The 19,984-nt window shown below is 61.3% G+C and carries 20 protein-coding genes; 13 read left to right on the top strand and 7 right to left on the bottom strand.

Annotated features, from left to right (window positions below):
* Nucleotides 1–38: 38 nt before the first annotated feature.
* Both RTK35_RS00345 and RTK35_RS00340 read right to left on the bottom strand, forming a co-directional pair.
* The gene (locus tag RTK35_RS00345) at nt 39–773 is read right to left on the bottom strand and encodes a metallophosphoesterase (RefSeq protein WP_316907065.1); all 735 of its coding nucleotides are present in this window, start codon (nt 771–773) and stop codon (nt 39–41) included.
* 28 nt (nt 774–801) lie between these two features.
* A complete protein-coding gene (locus tag RTK35_RS00340) occupies nt 802–1,362 on the bottom strand; it encodes an AAA family ATPase (protein ID WP_316907064.1) in 561 nt (186 codons plus the stop codon).
* Nucleotides 1,363–1,656: 294 nt separating this feature from the next.
* Here RTK35_RS00340 and RTK35_RS00335 point away from each other — a divergent pair, with 294 nt between their 5' ends.
* The gene (locus RTK35_RS00335; protein WP_316907063.1) at nt 1,657–2,769 is read left to right on the top strand and encodes a YheT family hydrolase; all 1,113 of its coding nucleotides are present in this window, start codon (nt 1,657–1,659) and stop codon (nt 2,767–2,769) included.
* Nucleotides 2,770–2,793: 24 nt separating this feature from the next.
* Here RTK35_RS00335 and RTK35_RS00330 read toward each other — a convergent pair whose 3' ends face one another.
* Nucleotides 2,794–3,462, bottom strand: coding sequence for a TetR/AcrR family transcriptional regulator (locus RTK35_RS00330; protein WP_142009193.1), 669 nt, complete (start codon nt 3,460–3,462; stop codon nt 2,794–2,796).
* Between the two features lie 155 nt (nt 3,463–3,617).
* On the opposite strand from RTK35_RS00330, the gene phlG reads away from it, so the two are divergent.
* Nucleotides 3,618–4,502: a 2,4-diacetylphloroglucinol hydrolase gene (phlG, locus tag RTK35_RS00325; protein ID WP_279863087.1), complete on the top strand. Its 885-nt coding sequence runs from the start codon at nt 3,618–3,620 to the stop codon at nt 4,500–4,502.
* 42 nt (nt 4,503–4,544) lie between these two features.
* Here phlG and RTK35_RS00320 read toward each other — a convergent pair whose 3' ends face one another.
* Entirely contained in the window at nt 4,545–5,147 is a 603-nt protein-coding gene (locus RTK35_RS00320; protein ID WP_316907062.1) for a TetR/AcrR family transcriptional regulator, read from the bottom strand.
* 519 nt (nt 5,148–5,666) lie between these two features.
* On the opposite strand from RTK35_RS00320, the gene RTK35_RS00315 reads away from it, so the two are divergent.
* From RTK35_RS00315 to RTK35_RS00290, 6 genes are all read left to right on the top strand, one after another.
* Entirely contained in the window at nt 5,667–6,749 is a 1,083-nt protein-coding gene (locus RTK35_RS00315; RefSeq protein WP_316907061.1) for a hydroxymethylglutaryl-CoA synthase, read from the top strand.
* Nucleotides 6,750–6,775: 26 nt separating this feature from the next.
* A complete protein-coding gene (locus tag RTK35_RS00310; protein ID WP_316907060.1) occupies nt 6,776–7,972 on the top strand; it encodes a thiolase family protein in 1,197 nt (398 codons plus the stop codon).
* 12 nt (nt 7,973–7,984) lie between these two features.
* Nucleotides 7,985–8,425, top strand: a complete 441-nt coding sequence (locus RTK35_RS00305) for a Zn-ribbon domain-containing OB-fold protein (RefSeq protein ID WP_044402896.1) — start codon at nt 7,985–7,987, stop codon at nt 8,423–8,425.
* A 204-nt stretch (nt 8,426–8,629) separates the two neighbouring features.
* The gene (locus RTK35_RS00300) at nt 8,630–9,679 is read left to right on the top strand and encodes a type III polyketide synthase (protein WP_044402893.1); all 1,050 of its coding nucleotides are present in this window, start codon (nt 8,630–8,632) and stop codon (nt 9,677–9,679) included.
* A 72-nt stretch (nt 9,680–9,751) separates the two neighbouring features.
* Nucleotides 9,752–11,014 carry an MFS transporter gene (locus tag RTK35_RS00295; RefSeq protein WP_316907059.1) on the top strand — a complete coding sequence of 421 codons (1,263 nt, stop codon included), beginning with the start codon at nt 9,752–9,754 and terminating at the stop codon, nt 11,012–11,014.
* A 5-nt stretch (nt 11,015–11,019) separates the two neighbouring features.
* On the top strand, nt 11,020–11,907 hold the full coding sequence (locus RTK35_RS00290; protein WP_316907058.1) for a fumarylacetoacetate hydrolase: 888 nt from the start codon (nt 11,020–11,022) through the stop codon (nt 11,905–11,907).
* Between the two features lie 214 nt (nt 11,908–12,121).
* Here RTK35_RS00290 and RTK35_RS00285 read toward each other — a convergent pair whose 3' ends face one another.
* Both RTK35_RS00285 and RTK35_RS00280 read right to left on the bottom strand, forming a co-directional pair.
* Nucleotides 12,122–12,484 (bottom strand): hypothetical protein, encoded by a 363-nt coding sequence (locus RTK35_RS00285; protein ID WP_316907057.1) that lies wholly within the window; start codon nt 12,482–12,484, stop codon nt 12,122–12,124.
* A gap of 423 nt (nt 12,485–12,907) precedes the next feature.
* Nucleotides 12,908–13,405 (bottom strand): Bro-N domain-containing protein, encoded by a 498-nt coding sequence (locus RTK35_RS00280; protein ID WP_316907056.1) that lies wholly within the window; start codon nt 13,403–13,405, stop codon nt 12,908–12,910.
* Between the two features lie 488 nt (nt 13,406–13,893).
* On the opposite strand from RTK35_RS00280, the gene RTK35_RS00275 reads away from it, so the two are divergent.
* Nucleotides 13,894–15,036 (top strand): DUF3800 domain-containing protein, encoded by a 1,143-nt coding sequence (locus RTK35_RS00275; protein ID WP_316907055.1) that lies wholly within the window; start codon nt 13,894–13,896, stop codon nt 15,034–15,036.
* 201 nt (nt 15,037–15,237) lie between these two features.
* On the opposite strand, the gene RTK35_RS00270 is transcribed toward RTK35_RS00275, so the two are convergent.
* Nucleotides 15,238–16,317: a DUF4365 domain-containing protein gene (locus RTK35_RS00270; RefSeq protein WP_316907054.1), complete on the bottom strand. Its 1,080-nt coding sequence runs from the start codon at nt 16,315–16,317 to the stop codon at nt 15,238–15,240.
* A gap of 303 nt (nt 16,318–16,620) precedes the next feature.
* On the opposite strand from RTK35_RS00270, the gene RTK35_RS00265 reads away from it, so the two are divergent.
* From RTK35_RS00265 to RTK35_RS00250, 4 genes are all read left to right on the top strand, one after another.
* Complete coding sequence (locus RTK35_RS00265; RefSeq protein ID WP_316907053.1) at nt 16,621–17,382, top strand: SMI1/KNR4 family protein; 762 nt, start codon at nt 16,621–16,623, stop codon at nt 17,380–17,382.
* A 246-nt stretch (nt 17,383–17,628) separates the two neighbouring features.
* Nucleotides 17,629–18,192 (top strand): hypothetical protein, encoded by a 564-nt coding sequence (locus tag RTK35_RS00260; RefSeq protein ID WP_316907052.1) that lies wholly within the window; start codon nt 17,629–17,631, stop codon nt 18,190–18,192.
* Nucleotides 18,192–19,148 (top strand): acyl-CoA desaturase, encoded by a 957-nt coding sequence (locus RTK35_RS00255; RefSeq protein ID WP_316907051.1) that lies wholly within the window; start codon nt 18,192–18,194, stop codon nt 19,146–19,148. Before RTK35_RS00260 ends, RTK35_RS00255 begins: the two co-directional genes overlap by 1 nt.
* Nucleotides 19,149–19,198: 50 nt before the next feature.
* Complete coding sequence (locus RTK35_RS00250) at nt 19,199–19,909, top strand: hypothetical protein (protein WP_316907050.1); 711 nt, start codon at nt 19,199–19,201, stop codon at nt 19,907–19,909.
* Nucleotides 19,910–19,984 lie beyond the last annotated feature (75 nt).

Raw genomic sequence — 19,984 nt, 5'->3', positions numbered from 1 at the left:
CCCGCGTGGGCGGGCCGGGTCTTGGCGCTACCAGCGCCTTACAAATCCAACACCAGATCGGGCGACCAGTCGGTGAGTTCACCGGGATACCCGCGCGGGTTGCACACCACGCGGGTGGTGCCCGTCCTGTAGTCGCACGCGGTGTGGGAGTGGCCGTGGACCCAGAGGTCCGCGCCCATCTCCAGCAGGTCGTCGTACCGGTTGGCGTAGGCGGCGTCCATGTGACCGCCCGCGTAGGGGTTGTCTACCAGTGAGCGCAGGGACGGGGCGTGGTGGGTGATCACCACCGTCGGGCCGTCATGGGGCGTGGTGAGTTTCTCCCGCAGCCAGTTGCGCGCCAGCACCGACTCATCCTTGAGGTCGGCGGGCCGGATCCGCCGAAACTCGCCGGTGCGGATCTTCTTGAAGTCGTTCATGCCGTTCTGCGCGGTGAAGGCGGCTATCGCCGGGTTGCCGGTTGCGCAGTAGTCAGTCCAGAGGGTGGCGCCGAGAAACCGGGTACCACCGATCACCACCTCGTCCCTATCCAGAACGCGAATGCGCGCGTCCTGCGCGGCCTTCATCTTTTCCAGGGTCCGCTTCAGGTGGCCACCGTAGTACTCGTGGTTGCCCGGTACGTAGAGCACCTGGCCTGGAAACACCTCCCGTGCCCAATGCACGCCACGGCCCTTGAGGTCGATGTCACCGGCGAGGATCACCACGTCCGCGTCCAGCACCTGGGGCTGGAAGAGACTGAATTCGTTGTGCAGGTCTGACAGCAGGTGGATACGCATGGTCGTACTGGCGCCTGGGGGAGGGGGTTCAGTCGTTCAGCGGCGCGCCGGTGCGCAGGCCTGAGACGACCCGGGATGCCTGGATGTCCGCCAGGAAACGCTCGGTATCCCGGTTGGAGCGCAGACGCACGACGCGGCAGGTGGAGGGCGCGGTGGCGGCGAGCTGTTTCATCTTGGCCCGGGCCGATTGCCGGGTGCGCCACATGAAGCCGAGGAACTCGGGGAGGTTGCCCAGTTGCTCCGGGCAATTCTCCGGCAGGTCGGGGCGGGTGCGGCCCCGCAGGGACAGGGTACGCAGTAGTACGCGCCAGCAACGGAGCGGCGCCGAGCGGTCGATCCAGACCAGCAGGTCGGCCCGGGCGAGCCGGTTGCCCCAGGTTTCGGAGTGGCCGCCTTCGAAGATCCAGCGCTCACGGGCCTCGACTTCGTGGCATAGGCGGGTCTTCTCGTCCCGAGTGCGTTCCACCCAGCCCGACTGCCAATGGATGGTGTCGATGTGGACGACCGGCAAGCCGGTCAGTTCACCCAGCCTGCGGGCCAGGGTGCTTTTGCCGGACCCGGGTTGGCCGATGATCATCACGCGCTGCATCAAGACTCCTTCTCGCTGTACGTCCTCGACAGGGCGGCAAGGGTAGGGCAATCAGGGCCTGCCTTTCAAAGCCCCGGCAGGACGCGCGCGTGCTAGCCGGCTGGTGCGTTTGCGTTCTCTTGAGCTGTAACCGTTGACCGAAGGCCCTTGAGGGGGCCGTCGACAAAGCAGGCACCGACTTCCACATGCAATTGCCTCAAGCAGCCCATCGGCAAGATACTCCGGGCCCAGCTGCGCACCTGAGCGGGCATAGGCCCATGCCGGGGCAGGTTTCTTTCTGATTGAGGAGTTCCGATGTCCATCTGGATCACCGCCTTGCCCGTGCTGGCGGTCGGGCTCGGCGCCCACTACCTGCGCACGGCGGCGCGCAAGCCGGAGCTGGTCTACCAGGCCAACCCGGAGAACCAGGCGCTGATCGCCCAGGTGCCGCGCCTCACCCGGCGCTTCTGGGCGACGCCCTGGCTGTTCAACGGGCACCTGCAACTGCTCGGCCTGGGCCTGAAGAAGGCCTTCGCCCCGCGCCTGGCCTACGACCGGGTCGACACCCTGCGCATGGCCGATGGCGGCACCACGGCGCTGCACTGGCTCGGCGCCGAGCTGCCGGCGGAGGTGCCGACCCTGGTGGTGCTGCACACCATCACCGGCTCGCCCCACAGCATGCGCGGCTTCGTGCGGGACCTGCAGCGGCTCACGGGCTGGCGCGTGGTGTTCTGCGAGCGCCGTGGCCACGGCCGGCTGCCGCTGACCAGCCCGCGCTTCAACACCATGGGCGACACGGCGGACCTGCGCGAACAGCTGCGCCTGATCGGCGAGCGCTACCCTCGCTCGCCGCTCTACGCCGCGGGCATTTCCGCCGGCACGGGGCTGCTGATCCGCTACCTGGGCGAGGAGGGCGAGGCGACGCCGTTGCGCGGTGCCTTCGCCTACTGCCCGGGCTACGACATCCGCGTGGCCTTCGCCCGCTCGCGCGCGCCCTACACCCGCCTGATGGCGCGCAAGCTGGTTCGCCAGTTCGTCACCCCCAACCGCGACGCGCTGGCGCACCTGCCCAGCCTGGCCGCCCTCGAAGGCGCGCAGAGCCTGGATGAATTCCACCGCCACCTGTACGAGTGCGCGGGCTACCCCAGCCAGCAGGCCTACCTGGAGAGCTGCAACCCGATCACGGTGATGGAGACGGTGAGCATCCCGCTGCTGGTGCTCAACGCCGAGGATGATCCGGTGTGCGTGGTGGGCAATGTGCGGGACCACCAGCACGCCATGGCACGCATGCCCAGGACCGTGCTGGCGGTAACCCGGCGGGGCAGCCACTGCGCCTACCTCGCCGGGTTCACCGCGCGCTCATGGGCGCATCACCTGGCGGCCGAGTTTCTCCGGGCGGTTCACGAGCGCCCGTCTGCAGAGCGCTAGGGCAGGGCAGCCGCCCGGTCGGCCTCAACCTGCGCGGTGCGGCTCGCCAATGGCCGCGAGGCCGCCCAGGGCGAAGGTGAGCATGTGCTCCAGCAGGGGTTGCGGCTGGGTGTCGAGGCCGGGCAGGACGGTGGTGCTGAGGGTGTCGTGGGCGATCAGCAGGAACAGGCAGGGCGAGAAGATGTTCAGCGCACTGCGCAGCACCGCCGGGTCGTCCTCCGGCAGGCCCAGCAGTTCGCCGATGATGCGGCGGGCGGCGCGGGCCTTGGGGAAGGATTCCATCTTCAGCACGGCCGGCAGCAGCGGGGAAGGGGAGAGCAGCTCCCGCGCCAGCACCTTGGCGGGCCAGGCCAGGCGGGGGCTGCCGAGGCTGCCCAGCAGTTCGGCGATGAGCCGGCGCAACTTGTCTTGGCCTGACAGTTCGCTGGTGGACAGCGCCTCCAGCGTCTCCAGGCTCATGATCCGCTGGTGGGCTTCCAGCAGCACGGCGGTGTAGAGGCCGTCCTTGCCCTCGAAGTGGTAGTTCACCGCAGCCGCGTTGGCCTGGGAGCGGGCGCAGATCTCCTTGCTGGTGGTATTGGCGAAGCCGCGTTCAGCGAAAACCTGCCCGGCGATCTCGAGTATCTGCTGGCGTGTGGCCTGGCCGTCCTGGCGAGAGGCGCGACCGGCGGGCTGCTGCTCTGTAGCTGTCATGGAACCGACTCTGTGTGACTTAGTTTAAATTCAAATTTGACTTTGTTTTTGGCCTGTCCTAGCGTCTCAGGGGCCGACACCTTCCCGCAGGGAGGTGAGATATGTGATCCGTCCGCGCCTGATCCCCATCGCAACCAACGATGCAGGTTACTTCAATGCAAACACGCGTGATGGTGCCATTCAGTTATTTTTCCCTGCCGATGCAGAAGCAGTTCCTGCGCAACCGCGAAGCGATTCGCGGCAAGCCTTACGCGCGCTTCTTCAGCGGCGACATGCAGGTCCCGTTGTCTGCCGTACAGCTGTTGCAGCGTGGGCCGTTGCCCCTTGAGCAGACCCTGACGCCGTCGGTGGACGACATCAATCGCCTGCTCGATCCCGACTACCGCAGTGCGGAAGCCGGGTACGCACTGTTGAGCGGGCCGATGGCCTATGTCCAGAGCCGGAAGTTCTTTCCGGGCTGTAGCGCACGCATGTTCGAGTGGTGGTTCCTCTGGCACCCGCTGGAGGCCGAGCGCTACATGCTCTGGTTTCCCTATGCGCACGTGAAGAATCCCTGCCTGAACGCCCACAAGCTCTGTGACGACGGCTGCTGCTTCACCGAGCGGCTCTACGGCAACAGCTTCTGCGCCACGGAGTACGTCGGCTCGCGCCTGATGGACCTGAAGATCGACTTCCGCGAGCCATCGGAACTGGGGCTGGACCCGGCGCTGTACCGCGAAGCGAAGATCGATGGCAGCGTCAGTGCGCTGATGAGCCTGGCCCAGGAGCCGGACGTGCCGGTGTCGCTGATGGTCCATCTGTTCAAGGAGACGGAGGAGGGGATGTGGCTGACCAGCCGTTACTGGGTCGGTGCGCACCCGTCGATGGCGCGGTTCCCCGGTGCTGAACGGGCAGAGAGCTTGTTGGCGGGGCTGGGGCTGGATGCTGCCGGGCTGGAGGAGCTGGCGTTCGAGTTCGCGGTGCACGACCTGTGCGAGTTCAATCACCTAGCGAGTTTCCTGCCGGAACTCTACCGCGAGTTTTCAGGCCATCCGGCCTGATCCTGGACGACCCGCGCTCCCTGCGGGTCTTTGTCTTGCTGGTCAGGCGGTGGGGGAGGCGCAGACACCGCTGGTCAGCAAGTTGATGAAGTCATCGATGTCCTCTTCGGCCCGCAACTGGTCGGTGAGCAGGCGGTACCAGCAGAACCCGAAGATCATGTCGAGCAGCAGGTCCTGGTTGATGTCCTTCGGCAGTTCACCGCGATTCACGGCATTTTCCACCAGGCGTTTGGGCACTTCCCGGCGCCGTTCCATGAACTGATCCTTGAGTTCCTCCAGCGTCTCCGGGTCCAGCTGGGCCTCGGCGATGACGCTCCGAAAGGCCAGGCCGCAAATGGTCTCCCGCCAGATCTTCCAGAGATTGTGCAGAAGAAACGAGAGATCTTCGCGGAACGAGCCAAGTTCCGGGAAGATGCGGATCTGCTCGCTTTCCTTCTCGTACACCTCGGCAATCAGTGCTGCCTTGTTCCGCCACCAGCGGTAGATCGTCGGTTTGCTGGCGCTTGCCCGTCTTGCGACGGACTCGATGCTCAACCCGGCATAACCGCTTTCCATCAGGATCTCGGTCGTCGACTTGAGGATGGCTTTGTGCGCATGCGGGCTACGCAGCGAACCGATGGAGCTTCGTGAGCGTGTTCGAGTCAAGGCAAAAGTCCCCATAGGAAATGTGTTGACAAACGAATTCTAAGGTATAGGCTGATTTTACGAAACGATACGGACCGTTTCGTGCAGTGAATTTGTAACAAAACTTCCTCTTGAGATGGGGGGATCGGGTCGGCGGTCACATATCACGGCAGAAGTAACCACGGCTACCGATACCCCTCTTTCTTGGGCAAACGAAGTTGAAGTGTTTCATAAAATAGATACGGTACGTTTCGTATTCTAAAAGGAGGTCGATGACGGGAAGGTGATGTTTGCGCAATGCCCTGCACAGCGCCGTTGGCGCTGGCAACGCAAGCACGCCCCAAGCGTGAGAGAGCTATCGGTGCCCGTGAAACAACCTGCGGACGTCGCGGACACCCTGTGGCGAGCGGACGACTCGTGCGTTCCCGCCCGGAACTAGAAAGCAGGAGTGCCTTTTTTCGATGTGATTTGCGTGCTGCCCATTCCGGACGGCAAGGGATGGCTTGTCTCAATGAAAATGTGCTCAAGAGGAATACGACCGTGCATAAGACAGGAATTGTCAGTTACGGCTACGGGCTGCCCGTGTGCCGCCTGAAAGTCGAAGACGTGCTCAGCGTCTGGCGTAACGCCGACCTGAGACTGGTCAGGGATCAGTTAGGGATAACCGAACGTGCCGTGCTCCAGCCGGACGAGGATGTGATCACCCTGGGTGCCCTCGCGGCCCAGCAGGCGGTGGAGCAGGGCGGTATCGCCGAGCTCGACGCCCTGTACCTGGGAACCTGCACCAACCCCTATGAATCCCGCGCCTCGGCAGCGGTGATCCTGGAGATGCTCGGCAGCGGCTACGATGCCTTCTGCGCCGACGTGCAGTTCGCCGGCAAGTCCGGCACCTCCGCCCTGCAGATCGGCCACGCCCTGGTCGCCTCCGGCATGGCCCGCAACGCCCTGGCCATCGGTGCCGACACCATCAACCGCAACACCGCCCCGGGCGACCTCACCGAAGCCTACGCCGGCGCCGGTGCCGCCGCGCTGCTGCTGGGCCGCGACAACCTGATCGCCGAGTTCGACGGCAGCTTCTCCTGCGCCGCCGACGTCGCCGACAACATCCGCCCGCAAGGCGAGCGCTATATCCGCTCTGGCATGGGCCTGGGCTCCGACAAGAACAGCATCGGCCTGGAGGAGCAGACCGCCCGCGCCGTGCACGGCCTGTTCAAGAAGCTCGGCACCTCCAGCCATGACTACGACTACGCGGTGTTCCAGCAGAACCTCGTCTCCACCCCCCGCTCGCTGGGCCGCCACCTCGGTTTCGAGGCGCGCCAGATCGAGCCCGGCATCTACGCCGGCAGCGTCGGCGACACCGGCTCGGCCAGCCCGCTGCTGGGGTTGATCAACGTGCTCGACCAGGCACGGCCGGGGCAGAAGATCCTCCTCTCGTCGTACGGGTTCGGCGCCGGCAGCGATGCCATCGCGCTGACGGTCACCGACGCCATCCTCGCCTACCAGCAGCGCGCCAAGCCGCTGCGCAAGGTGCTGGAGAACAAGGTGTACGTGGATTACGGCACGTCGATCAAATACGAATTCAAGTATTTGCGCGCCGACTACGCCCTGACCGCCTACCTCTGACCGCCCGTACTGCAAGGAGCACAACCATGACTGCACGTCGCGTTGCAATCGTGTCGGCCGCCCATACGCCGAAACCCGGCAACTCCCGCGTCCGGCAGACCTTCAAGGAAATGATCGTCGAGTCCGCCTACGAGGCCATCCACGCCGCCAAGATGCACCCGCGTGAAATCCAGGGCGTCGCCTACGGCTACCACGGCGAGGGCATTTCCGAATACGGCGGCCTTGGCCCGACCCTGTCCGACGCCCTCGGCATCAGCCCTGCGCCCACCTTCATGAGCACCGCCAACTGCACCAGCAGCTCGGTGTCGTTCCAGATGGCCCACCAGATGGTGGCCTCCGGTGAATACGACATCGTCCTGTGCGGCGGCTTCGAGAAGATGACCGACCACTACAACTACGCCGAGTACATCGGCTCCAGCACCGAGTGCGAGTACGACTACTTCCTCGGCATCTCCCACACCGACGCCTTCGCCCTGGCCACCGCCGAGTACTTCCACAAGTACGGCTACGCCGGTCGCGAGGCCGACGTGCTCGCCAGCTTCGGCCGGCAGATGCGCATCTACGCCCACAATACCCCCGGCTCCACCCGCTACGGCCACCCCATCCCCAGCCTCGAAGAGCTCAAGCGCACCGAGGCCTGCGGCTCCATGCTCGCCTGGGGCGAGGCTAGCGGCTGCGCCATCCTCGTGGCCGAGCACCTGGCCCACAAGTACACCGACAAACCGGTGTTCGTGCGGGGCTGCGCATACACCGGTGTGTCGCACTACTACGGCACCCGCTACCACAACCCGACGCTGAAGTACCCGGGCCTGCCCCAGGACGTCGGCATGGCCGTCTCGGCCAACTCCATCGCCTGCGCCGAGATCGCCTACAAGAAGGCCGGCATCACCGCCAAGGACATCGACGTCGCCCAGGTCTACGACCTGCTCGGCGCCGGGCTCATCCAGATGGAGTCCATGGGCGTGTGCAAACCCGGCCAGGCCGGTGACTTCGTCCGCGAGGGTGGCATCGCCCTGGACGGCCAACTGCCGTTGAACACCGACGGCGGCAACATCGGACGCGGCCACGCCTCCGGCGCCGACGGCATCCTGCACATCACCGAACTGTTCCGCCAGTTGCGCGGCGAGTCCACCAACCAGGTTCCCGGCGCCCGTATCGCCGTCTCGCAGAACCTGGGGGGTTACGCCGCCCACAACTCGGTGATCGTCCTGGCCAACGACTGAGGAGTGTCGACCATGTCTCTCTACCCCGAACAGATCCACCGGATGACCACCGCCAGCATGCTCCGCGAATGGCGCGAGCACGGCGGCAAGTACCGGCTCGAAGGCAGCCGTTGCGACGAATGCCACGAGATCTTCTTCCCCCGGCGCACCGTCTGCGGCGCCTGCAACTCGCTGAAGGTCAGCGCCTACCGCTGCGAGCGCACCGGCCATATCGAAGTCATGGCCAACGCCGAGAACCCGATCCTCGCGGCCATGGGCTACGGCGAAGTGGTGCCCCGGCACATCGCCATGGTGCGGCTGGACGACGGCCTGGTGATCGCCTCCGAGATCGTCGATGTCGTCGACCCGGCCCAGCTCAAGGTCGGCGCCCGCGTGAGGATGGTGGTGCGCAAGCAGGTGCGTGAAAGCAACTTGGCCTGGCAGTACGCCTACAAGTTCGTACTCGACCACTGAGGCTCTTGCCGCGGGGCCCGGATGGGCTCCGTGGCAGCTAAAACAAGAACGTCATTTTCCGGCGTGCGGTTTACGCCCTTTTCTCCTGCCGCTGCCCCCCGTGAAGTGCTGGCCCACGCCAGCGCTGACGGGCTTGGCTGTGCCTGAAGAACGGGTTCTTACCCACTGAATGAACGAATTTTGAACGATCAACGAGGATTCAACATGTCGACTCTTTGCCAACCCCACGTACTGTTCCCGCAACACAAGATCACTCAGCAGCAGATGATCGAGCACCTGGAGAACCTCCACGGTGACCACCCGCGCATGGCCCTGGCCAAGCGCATGATCCTCAACACCGAGGTCAACGAGCGCCACCTCGTGCTGCCCATCGACGAGCTGGCCATCCACACCGGCTTCACCCACCGCAGCATCGTCTACGAGCGTGCCGCCCGCGAGATGTCCTCCGCCGCCGCCCGCCAGGCGCTGGACAACGCCGGCCTCAAGCCCGAGGACGTGCGCATGGTCATCGTCACCTCCTGCACCGGCTTCATGATGCCGTCGCTCACCGCCCACCTGATCAACGACCTCGGCCTGCCGAACTCCACCATCCAGCTGCCCATCGCCCAGCTCGGCTGCGTGGCCGGCGCCGCCGCCATCAACCGCGCCCACGACTTCGCCACCCTGAAGGCCGACAACCACGTGCTGATCGTCTCCCTGGAGTTCTCCTCGCTGTGCTACCAGCCGGACGACACCAAGCTGCACTCCTTCATCTCTGCGGCGCTGTTCGGTGATGCCGTCTCCGCCTGCGTGCTGCGCGCCGACGACGAGGCCAAGGGCTTCCGCATCAAGGCCACCGACTCGTTCTTCCTGCCCAAGAGCGAGCACTTCATCAAGTACGACGTGAAGGACACCGGCTTCCACTTCACCCTCGACAAGGCCGTGATGAACTCCATCAAGGACGTCGCCCCGGTGATCGAGCGCCTCAACCAGGCCGGCTACCAGCAGAACTGCGCGCAGAACGACTTCTTCATCTTCCACACCGGCGGCCGCAAGATCCTCGACGAACTGGTCCGCCACCTGGACCTGCCGTCCGAGCGCGTCTCGCTCTCGCGTACCAGCCTCTCCGAGGCCGGCAACATCGCCAGCGTGGTGGTCTTCGACGTCCTGCGCCGGCAGTTCGACAGCTCCCCCAAACCCGGCAGCAAAGGCCTGCTCGCCGCGTTCGGGCCGGGCTTCACCGCCGAAATGGCACTTGGTGAATGGGCAGCCTGAGTACCCTCGGGCACGGTGGCGCGGGGTAACCCGCGCCACCTTTTTCGGCTCCTTAGAAGAGGAGGGCTGGCCATGCGCGAGCAGGCAAGCGACACGGGCTGGGATGCCCGCTACGAAACACGCATGGTGATCCTGCTGTCGCTGAGCTTCGGCCTGGTGGGGCTGGATCGCTTCATCATCCTGCCGCTGTTCCCGCTGATCATGCGCGACCTGCAGCTGGACTATCAGGACCTCGGCAACATCTCCGCGGCCCTGGCGCTCACCTGGGGCGTCTCCGCCCTGGGCATGGGCTGCCTGGTGGAACGGCTCGGCGCCAAGCGCGTGCTGGTCGTCTCCGTGCTCGCCTTCTCGCTGCTCTCGGGGCTCTCCGCCCTGGCCGGCGGGGTGCTCGGGCTCATCCTCCTGCGCGGCCTCATGGGCTTCTCGGAGGGCGCCTTCACCCCCACCAGCATCAGCGTCACCACCCAGGTCTCGCACCTGCGGCGCACCGGCTTCAACATCGGCGTGCAGCAGGCCGTGTTCCCCATCCTCGGGCTCGGCCTCGGGCCGCTGATCGCCGCCGGCCTGCTGGCCTGGCTCGGCTCCTGGCGCTGGGTGTTCATCAGCGTGTCCATCCCCGGGTTCATCCTCGCCTGGTGGCTGCAGCGCACCTACCGCCCCGTCCCCGCACCCCTCCAGGCCGGGCAGGAGCGGCCCTGGCGCCTGTGGCTCGCGGCCCTCGGCAGCGGCAACGTGCGGCGCAACATCGGCATCATGTTCTGCATCCTCACCTGCCAGTTCGTGCTCTGCGCGCTGCTGCCCAGCTACCTCACCGACCACCTCGGGCTGTCGCTGGAGGCGATGGCGCTGGTTATCTCGGCGATCGGCTTCGGCGGCTTCGTCGGCCAACTGATCATCCCCGGCCTGTCCGACCGCTTCGGGCGCAAACCGGTGGTGTTGCTCTCGTTCTGTGCCAGCGCCGCGCTGGTCGCCACGCTGATCGTCACCCCCGCCGAGCGCTGGTTGCTGTTCGGGGTGCTGTTCTTCATCACCTTCTTCAACTTCAGCCTCATCTGCCTCACCGTCGGCCCGCTCACGGGCGAATCGGTGGCGCCGCACCTGCTCACGGCGGCCACCGGCATCGTCATCGGCTTCGGCGAAATCCTCGGCGGCGGCCTGGCGCCGATCCTCGCCGGCTACCTCGCCACCCACCACGGGCTGCCATCGATCCTCTACCTGGCCCTGGCCGGCAGCCTCGCCGGCCTGTGCCTGGCGCTCGGGCTCAAGGAAGGCCGCGCACAGGCACCCCGCGAGGCCACACCGCCGGCCAACGCCGCACTGCTTATTAGGGAGTAATTGAAATGGGCGACTACCTGAAAGTCCTCGACATCGAACACAGCGGCGGGCCGCGTATCGGTCTGCTGGGCGACGACCCCGCGCACACGGTGCGGGTGCACGGCGAAAGCAGCGGCCTTTACCAGACCCTGCAGGACTGCGCGCGCCGCCACCAGGACCACCTGGCGCACCTGCGCCACCTGCCGGGCCCAACGCACACGCTGCCCGCCCTGCGCCAGGAAACCCGCCTGCGCCCGCCCGCCATGCCCGACAACCCGCTGCTCACCCACGTCAGCGGCCTGCCGCTGGGCGCGCGGGACGATGCCGGCTGGTTCTACAAGGGCAACGGCCGCGTCCTGCGCATCGACCGCGACGACCTGGAAGTGCCGTACCACGTCCAGGCCATCGCAGCGGACGCCTGCCTGGTCTCCATCTACCTGGTGGGCTCGCGGGGCCAGTTGCTCCACGTCGGCGTCACCCTCGGCCACGACCTGCACGACCCGTTGCAGGGCCAATCCGCCCGCGCCCACCTGCTCGAATGCGCCGTGGCCTCGGAATTGCTGCTGGGCGAGCTGGACGAACCGCTGCACCTGCGCCAACGCATCGAACGCAACGGCACCTGCTTCAGCGAAACCCACCTGCGCCTCGACCCACAGGCCTGGCGCGCCTCGCGGGAAGCCGGCGAAGCCCTGCTGGAGCAGCACCCGCAATTCCTCCAGCCGGGCATGGTCCATTACCTCTTCAGCCGCCTCGACAGCGAAATCGTCGCCACCTACTTGCAACACGGCGACTGCCTGGAATTGAGCTGCCCCATGCTCGACATGCGCCTCGAAAACCGCATCGTCGAAGAAGAACTGCGCCACCTGCTGCCGCTCTCATCGCGCCCCCGCGCTGGGCAGGGTAGAGCGGCCTGAGTCAGCAAGGTGGGCCGGGTGGCGTTCCGCTTCAGCCCACCAACTTGCCCAGCGAGCGCAACACAGAAAAACGCCGCATTCCCATGCGGCGCTTTTCATTCGAACTCCAGTGGGAGCGACGTCAGGATGACCCATGCTTTAAGGTGTGCCGTACACATCGTCGCGAGGAACTGCCGGTAGGTCTCTATACCGTCACGACGAGCCCCAAGAGGTCCTACGCGCTACCGGCAGCATCAAAGAGCTCCAGCTCTAGCCTATCGATAACCTTTATCAACACGTCAGAGTCGTAGGGCTTCCTGTCGATTGGCACGGACTTAAGCCACTGCAAATACGCTCTGAACATCTCTTTTCTTTCAGGCGCGATCAGCCATCTATCAAGATCAATATCTCTTAAGCCGGGAGGCATGGTTTCGTACTCATCCATCCAGGAACAGCACGCCAGAATCAACCAATTGTGCTCAGAGCCTTCATCAACTCTGGATTTTAAGTTGAAGGCAATCGCCTTGATGAGCTCGTAGAGGCTCGCATCATTGATAAATGCATGCCTGCCCTCAAACGTTACGGCGCTTGTAGCCATCTCTCTCTCTTCCTTATGGAGAAGTCACCCCAGCTCGGTCGGCAGGATACGACGCATTACTGGAATGCGACACGGATCATGCAGCGAGCTCAGGCCTGACGAACCAAGCCGGCGAGCACCTGCTCAAGCCCCTGGCGATAGGTAGTCACTTCGAAGGCAGGAAAGCGCTGCTTGAACTTCTACGAATCGAAAAGATTGTCGTGCTCGTAGCGCGGTAGCAGCTCCGTAGCTCGCCCGGAAGCGAAGGGCATGGAGCGCATGGCCGAACCCTAAGGTTCAAGCTCGGTTCAAGGTCAAACCGCACCGAACCGTCATTCACGGCCGGATTGGTGGGGATAGGCATGCTGAATGGTAGTTGGCCGGCCAGCGGGTGCTGCCGGAGCCGAAAACGCCGCACCTCCATGCGGCGCTCCCGTCCTGCCCCTAGAAAAACCGCTTCCAGCTCGGCCCGTCGCTCAGCGCCGGGTCATCGTGCGCCGCCATGAAGCGCGGCAGGTCCCGCCGCGCGATCCACAGCTCCCCCTGCCAACGCAGGGCGCCGACAAGCTGGTTCGCCCAGGTCATCAGAATGCGTCGCGGGCTGGCATCGACCTCGCGGTGGTAGTCGTACAGCGCGGGGATCACCTCATCGCTGAGCCACTGGCTCAACGCGCAATGCTCCGGGTGCCCGAAGCGATACAGCGCCCGGTAAAGCCCGGCCTCACTGATCAACTCCAGCTCCTCGCAACGGCCAGTGGCAAAACGCAGCATCGCGAAACGGTGCTGGTGGGGATACAGGCGCTTGGTCAACCGATAGGGGCGGGCAGCGGCGATCATCAGCGCGAAATCGATGGCGACGAACCAGGGGCGGTTGTCGATCATCACGGCGCGCAGTTGATGGCAGTGGCGTTGAAAGGTGATGGGAGTGGATGCGTCATGCATGGCGAAGTTCCAATTAAGGTCCATTTTCTTGCCCCGTTTGATGCCTGCAAAAAGCTATTCATCGCTTTGCATGACACTTGGGGCAAGCTCGCCAACGTAAGCGGGCTGTCAAACCCGGCCACGGGATTGACCGTGGCCGGAGGAGGATAGGGAGGGGGGCGGTTTAGGGCAAGGGGAGGAGGTTCCTTGCGGACGATGCGTTGTAGATGGAAACTCGCGCCGGGCCTCACCAGCGGCAGTTAAGGCACTAGTTGTAAACAGCAGCAATCGGTCAGAAGCTGTCCCTCAATAAGGCAAGAACTACGCGGTTTCGCTTTGCTATCGCAGTATTAGGTGGCGATGTCCGTAATGTCGCCGTGATAGCCGGCGGTGTTCAAGCTGTTGGAAAGTCTGGCGGCGCTTACGTAACTGGGACACTGAGTGCCCCCCTTGGTTGGGCACTGGGGGCTTCAGGAGTTTTAGGGAACTCGTAGAAAGAGGGAATTGCTATGTATTTTTACGTAGATGAAAGTGGGCACACCGGGCTAAATTTATTCGACAAGAGTCAGCCGACCCTTTATTACGGGCTGATTACATCAAAGGTAAATCTTGATCTAGTCGCGTCGGACTCCATTAGGAGAATGCGAAATCGATTTGGTGTTGATCGCCTGCATTCAAACGAGCTTGGTGTCGCAAGGCTTTCCGAGATCGCCGAGGAAATAAGAAAACTAAAGAAGAAATATAGGATTACCTTTGATGTTCTAAGGATAATGAAGTCAGATCACGCTCTAATAAGTTTTTTTGATCAGACTTTCGATCAGGGGTTAAACCCTGCTGTTCCATGGAGTTGGTACTGGACGCCGTTGAGGTTTCTTCTCTTGCTTAAGTTGCCGGGCCTGTTCGATGATGAGCTTCTCAGGAAGGTGTGGCAGGCAAGGATTAATGTCAAGGACGCAGAAGCAAATCAGCTATATGTCGAAGTTTGTCAAAAGTTGCTTGCCAGGATTGATCGACTGATTAGAGATCCACGAGCAAAAGAGATTCTTGTTGATGGGCTTCAGTGGGCAATGACGAACCCAGAAGAAATTCACTACAACGCATACAGTAAAGACGACACTCTACAGATATCGCCGAATCTAATTGGCTTTCAGTCTGTGATGCATACTATTGCACGTCGGCTGGGTAAGGCTCGGGTGGACGCCTCACGTATTATTGTTGATAGGCAGTCTCAGTTTAATAAGGCTCAAGAATTTATCGCGAATATTTATGCTCAGGGGAAAGGGTATGTATTCCCAGGTGGGGCGGGGTTGCCGGAAATGGACCTGCGCCATATGCCTATTATTCCACTTACACCAACCCCTGGTGATCAGAGCGTTGGGCTTGAGTTGGTGGACGTGTATTTATGGGTGTTTAAACGATATTTCGAAGGCAAGGACCTTTCTCGCGAATTGCTCTCGCTGATTCTAGATCAGGCAAACTGCGGAACCACCGACGAAGTATCGCTCGAAGGGATTCGCAATCGATGGGGGCCGTGGTTCAGAAATCTCCCCGACCCGACGCCAGAGCAGTTAGCAAAGGCAAGGGAGCTGATGGATATCCAGGAAGACCGCAGGCTTGTGCATGTCATACGCAGTAATCAGCGGGCTCAATGACCCTCGGCCTGCTCGCCAGAGGAGCAGGAATGGCTGGTGGAATAGATGCACTTGAGTAAAGTCAGCTTTGGGTTGACTCCGGCCTGTCACGACCGGTAGTAGTCGACCCAAAGCCAACGGTCACGGCAGGCAATAATTTGGTCGAAAATTAATGTTTTGAGCTGGTCAATGTATTCACAGGTTTCACAAATATTACGCAATCTAGTAAAAAGAAACGTAGCCAAACTGACGAAGATCCTCCTCAAGCCATCCAACTACAGAGTTAAGTTCCTCATCATCGATGGAGTGTCGAAGTCGACTCAAAAGCGCAAGGGCGTTAGCCACAGATTGAGCTTGCGCGGCACTAATGGCAAATAATAGTGCGCTGTGACGGATACGCCCATCCTGGTTGATATCAATCGCGATGGATTCCATAACCCCTTGCGCGTCCGTCATAGTGTCGATCAGCGCATGCACATATTGCCCTATTGTTCCCCTATCAATTCCTGCATCATCTATTGCAGAGAGCATTGTCAAAGCATCTCTGCGTTCAAATCGCTCCCTCATGAAAAGAAGAGCGCTACGACGAACCGTCTCATTAATAATGTTTCTCTTGCTCCAGAAAATGTCACCATGCCCTGGAATGTGGGAAAGTTGCACTATCAGTTCACGAAGAAGAGCGTGCCCTCTGTAGTTTGAAATGCAGGAGATTAGGTAATACCACGTTGCTGGTTGATTTCGATGGTACGCAAAAAGAGCCCGCAGACCGTCAAGGCAGCGCTCCACGTCATTTCGAATGGAGAGACTCTCAAGCGCTTGCCCGAAATTTGATTCGCGGCTGTATTGGTCTCGATACTGCAGGCAATGATTTCGAAACTCTAAGAATGTGGACTCCGAAAAATCTTGGTCAGCATAGATTGTGTAGGGTCCATCGGTGATGGCCGAGGGGGTCTTTCGAAGGTGATCAGTGATATCGACCCAAACTGCCTTTTTTCTTTCTGGATCAAAGACTACTGCAAGCACAGGCAATATGTGAGACGCCCAGTACTCGAAGTGATCACTGTCTGATTGGAAGGCATATCGGCCAGAAGGACTACGGTAGGATGCCCCTGATTTTATCTGTAAAGCCACGCAGCAGCCGGTGGCATTCTCTTCGACTATAAATTCAATATAGGCGTCGTTACCTATGTCGTTATGAAGATCGATTTCTTGAAAAATTGAGTTCTGGCGCTCAATCAATCCTTTTACGAAATTGACTCCATCACGACTAGTGGCCTGTGAACGCTTTCGTTTTGTCGTCATATTACTCGCGAAGCCTAAGGATTGAGCTTTGACATACTACTCTAGGGTCTACCTGATTAGTATTGTATTGATTGATCTCAGTTCAGTGCCTGCCAAGATTCGCTCTTGTCCGAAAGTGGTCGCTTAACGCCTAGAACCGCGATCTGCGAAGCGCCGCTGCCATCGCAGTTGACTACGTAGAGCTAGAACCCTGGGGCGGTAAAGCTTCTTGTTACTCAACACTCGATTCGATAACCATGCCCATCCAGGCAAGGTCCTTTTCATTTAATGTCCTCGAATCCCAGATCCTCATCAGGCCCCATCGTGTTCAAGAAAATCAAAGGCATTCTCGGCATCCAGCCCAAACCAGCAGGTGAAAACAGCTACAGCGTCCATCTCCGTGGTGGGGCGGACGAAACCTGGCCTGAGGCCCTGAACCGTTTCGAGTCGTTCTGCCTGAGCCTGCATGCGTTCTACGACGAGGAAGGGGAAACCTATGAGCTGTACTTCGACGAGTACTTCCAGGACGGCACGCTGTTCGAGTGGTCGGGTGCTGTATCCGACGAGGACCTGCTGAGCGCCGAGACCCAGCATGGGTTCGCGATGCCGGAGGAGCTGAAGGCGCTGTTCAGGAAGCGTTTCGCCATCTACGACGTCATTGCGGATCGCGGCCGCTGGGGCGACCGCCGCATCCTCGAGATCTACGGGCGTTCGACCTCTACCTCCTACCCGTGCCTGCACGCGTTCTGCCCGGCGATCGCCTGGAACTTCGGCGAGTACTTCGCCAGGGAAGAGTTGTCGGAAGAACAGATCGCGCACCTGAGCGCCAACTACTTCTGTTTCGGGCGCTGGTCGGACGATGACCACTACTGCACCTATCTCCTGGTGGACCGCCACGGCAACTACGGGCGGTTCCGCTTCCACACCGAAGACTACCCCGGCACCCTGCAGCGGCTTGAACCGCTGTTGAGCGGCCAACCCCTCGATATGACGCTGGATGCGCTGATGGTGTGGGCGATCAACAACTCGATGGAGCACCTGCTCGAACGCAACGATCTGCCCAGCCCTTATGGGAAAGAGGCTTGAGGCTCCAAGCGCACCAGGCGATACGTCAAGGACTCACATCGTAGAGCGCTCATTGATCGAGTCAGCCCATTAAGCAGGCGCCAGGCAGGTGCTTGCTTCAGCTTGCCGCCCAAATCGACGCTGAAATTTCTTCAGTCACCCAGTTGATCCATACGCCCGCCGCGTCAAGAATGACGCAGCCGACGGCACAAGCTTCGTGCCCACGAAGCCCGCAAGACACGGCGAACCTGAAAGGAGTCAGGTGATATGGAAGTCGATCCGAATGCGTCGTTGAAAGAGGCTGTCGCCCAGTTCTATACCCGCAATGGTTTCCCTATCGACGGTGGAGTCAGTGCCAAGCGCTGGTCACCCGTGGGGTGCCGCGACCTCAAGGTCTATCTGCCGAATTTCGAGTGGCGCCGCCGGGCGCTGCCCCTCCATGACATTCACCACGTCCTCACCGGTTACCCATTCCGGCCAACCGGCGAGTTCGAGATGGCCGCCTGGGAATTCGCTGCGGGCCGCTACCCCAACCCGCTGAGCACACTGTTCTGCCTGCCGTTGGTAAGCATGGGGGCCTGTGTCGTACCCAGGCGCAGCTTCTCGGCCTTCGTGCGCGGCAAGCACAGCCGCACGCTGTACCAGGGTTACGCCTATCCGGAGCTGTTGGAGAGGAGGGTGGCGGACGTTCGCGCCGAGATACTGCCTTCCGCTCCCGTAGCCGCGACGCCTCGGCATTACCTCGAATACCTGGCCCTGGTTGCCTGCTCGGCAAGCGTCATCGCGCTGCCGCTATTGGCCATCGCCTTTGTCCTAGCGGAGATTTTCTGATGTCCACTCACGCAGGCGCTGCCGCCGGCGCGTTCAAGGTCAACTCCCTGGTGCTGGACAACGGCGCCAGCCCGCTGACGGGCACCATCGTCTGGGACACATGGCGGTCGCTCTGGAACAGCTTCATCTTCACCAGCGCCCTCGTGCTGGCACCGCTCTATTTCAGCTGGGGTGCTTTGCTGGTCTTCCTCACGCTCAGTGCGGCGACCCTGTGTGCGGGCCATTCGGTAGGGTTTCATCGGCGGCTGATTCACCGCAGCTTCAAATGCTCGAAGGTCACGGAACGCTTTCTCGTGTGGATGGGGACCATCGTCGGTATCGGCGGCCCGTTCTGGACCATCCGCACCCATGACACCCGCGATTGGTCCCAGCGGCAGCCGGCCTGCCACGACTACCTCGCTCACCGCCAGGGTTTGCTCAAGGACGCCTGGTACAACCTGCACTGCAAGTTCGTGCTCGATCACCCACCCGGCTTCAACCCGGGCCCGGAGATCGCCAACGACCGCTTCTACCAATTCCTTGAAAAGACCTGGATGCTCCAGCAACTCCCCATCGGCATCGTCCTTTACCTCATTGGCGGCATGCCGTGGCTGGTGTGGGGCGTGTCGGTCCGGGTGGCGGCCTGTACCACCATGCACTGGTTCATTTCCTACTTCGCCCACACCCGCGGCCCCCAGACCTGGGAAGTGGATGGCGCAGGCGTGCAGGCCCATGACGTGCCCATCGCCGCCATCCCCACCTTTGGCGAGAGCTGGCACAACAACCACCATGCATTCCCGGCGTCAGCTCGCCATGGGCTCTATCCCGGCCAGATCGACCTGGGCTGGCACTTCATCCAACTGCTCCAGCGTCTTGGTCTTGCCTGGGATGTGAATGTGCCGAGCAACTTGCCGCCTCGGGAGGGGATTACGGCGCTGAAGATTGGGGCTGAGGAGGTTATGTGTCGCAATGATTAATAGGGATAGTGCTGTTATCAATAATTACAGTCAGGCTTTAAGAGGTTCCTGTGGGAAGTAAACGCTTCAAAAACCTAGACTGTGCTTATTGTGTTGAGCAAAAATCAGTTGCGGGTGATCACATATTTGCACGAGAGTTTTTCTTGCCGGTGGATCGTGATCAGCTTCCGCAAGCGCCGGTTTGTGCGCGCTGCAATAACGAGAAAAGCAAGTTAGAGCACTATTTGACCGCCATACTTCCTTTCGCTGGGCGCCACAACCAGTCTTGCGAAACCCTTTCCGAGTTAGTGCCTAAACGGCTAAGCCGAAACCAAGCGCTACATCGTGAACTGCAAGAAGGCTTAATGTATGTAAATTTAAATGAGGGTGGCGTTACATCAAAGACAATTGCGCTCCCGATCCGAGAGGGAACAATTGAGTCGCTATTTGGATATATAGTGCGCGGTCTGTCTTGGTATCACTGGGGTACTTACATCAATCCCGATAATGAAATTGAGCCACTAATTCTAACGGCGGACGGGGCTAGGTTTTTTAAGGAGAATTTCTTTTCATTACGCCCAGGCAAACATGTTCTGGCTAATATTGGAAAGGGAACGATTATATATGAGGGAGTCCAAGGTGTTGACTCCCCTCAGATATCTATATGGCGCTTTCGGTTTTATGGCGGGATGATGCTTGCTGGCTCAAGTGAAGCTTCTGCTTCATCCGAAATTGGAGTTATGTCGGGCCCGCCTGAGGCAATAGTAAGCAACCCCCAATAGCTGATAGTGGCCTGATAAGAGAGAGGCTGTTAATAGCCAAGTGCAGCCTCTCCTCATCAAATTTCAGTAGCGCAA

Source organism: Pseudomonas sp. zfem003 (assembly GCF_032621675.1).
Classification (GTDB): Bacteria; Pseudomonadota; Gammaproteobacteria; order Pseudomonadales; family Pseudomonadaceae; genus Metapseudomonas; species Metapseudomonas otitidis.
This window is presented reverse-complemented; position numbering and strand designations above follow the sequence as displayed.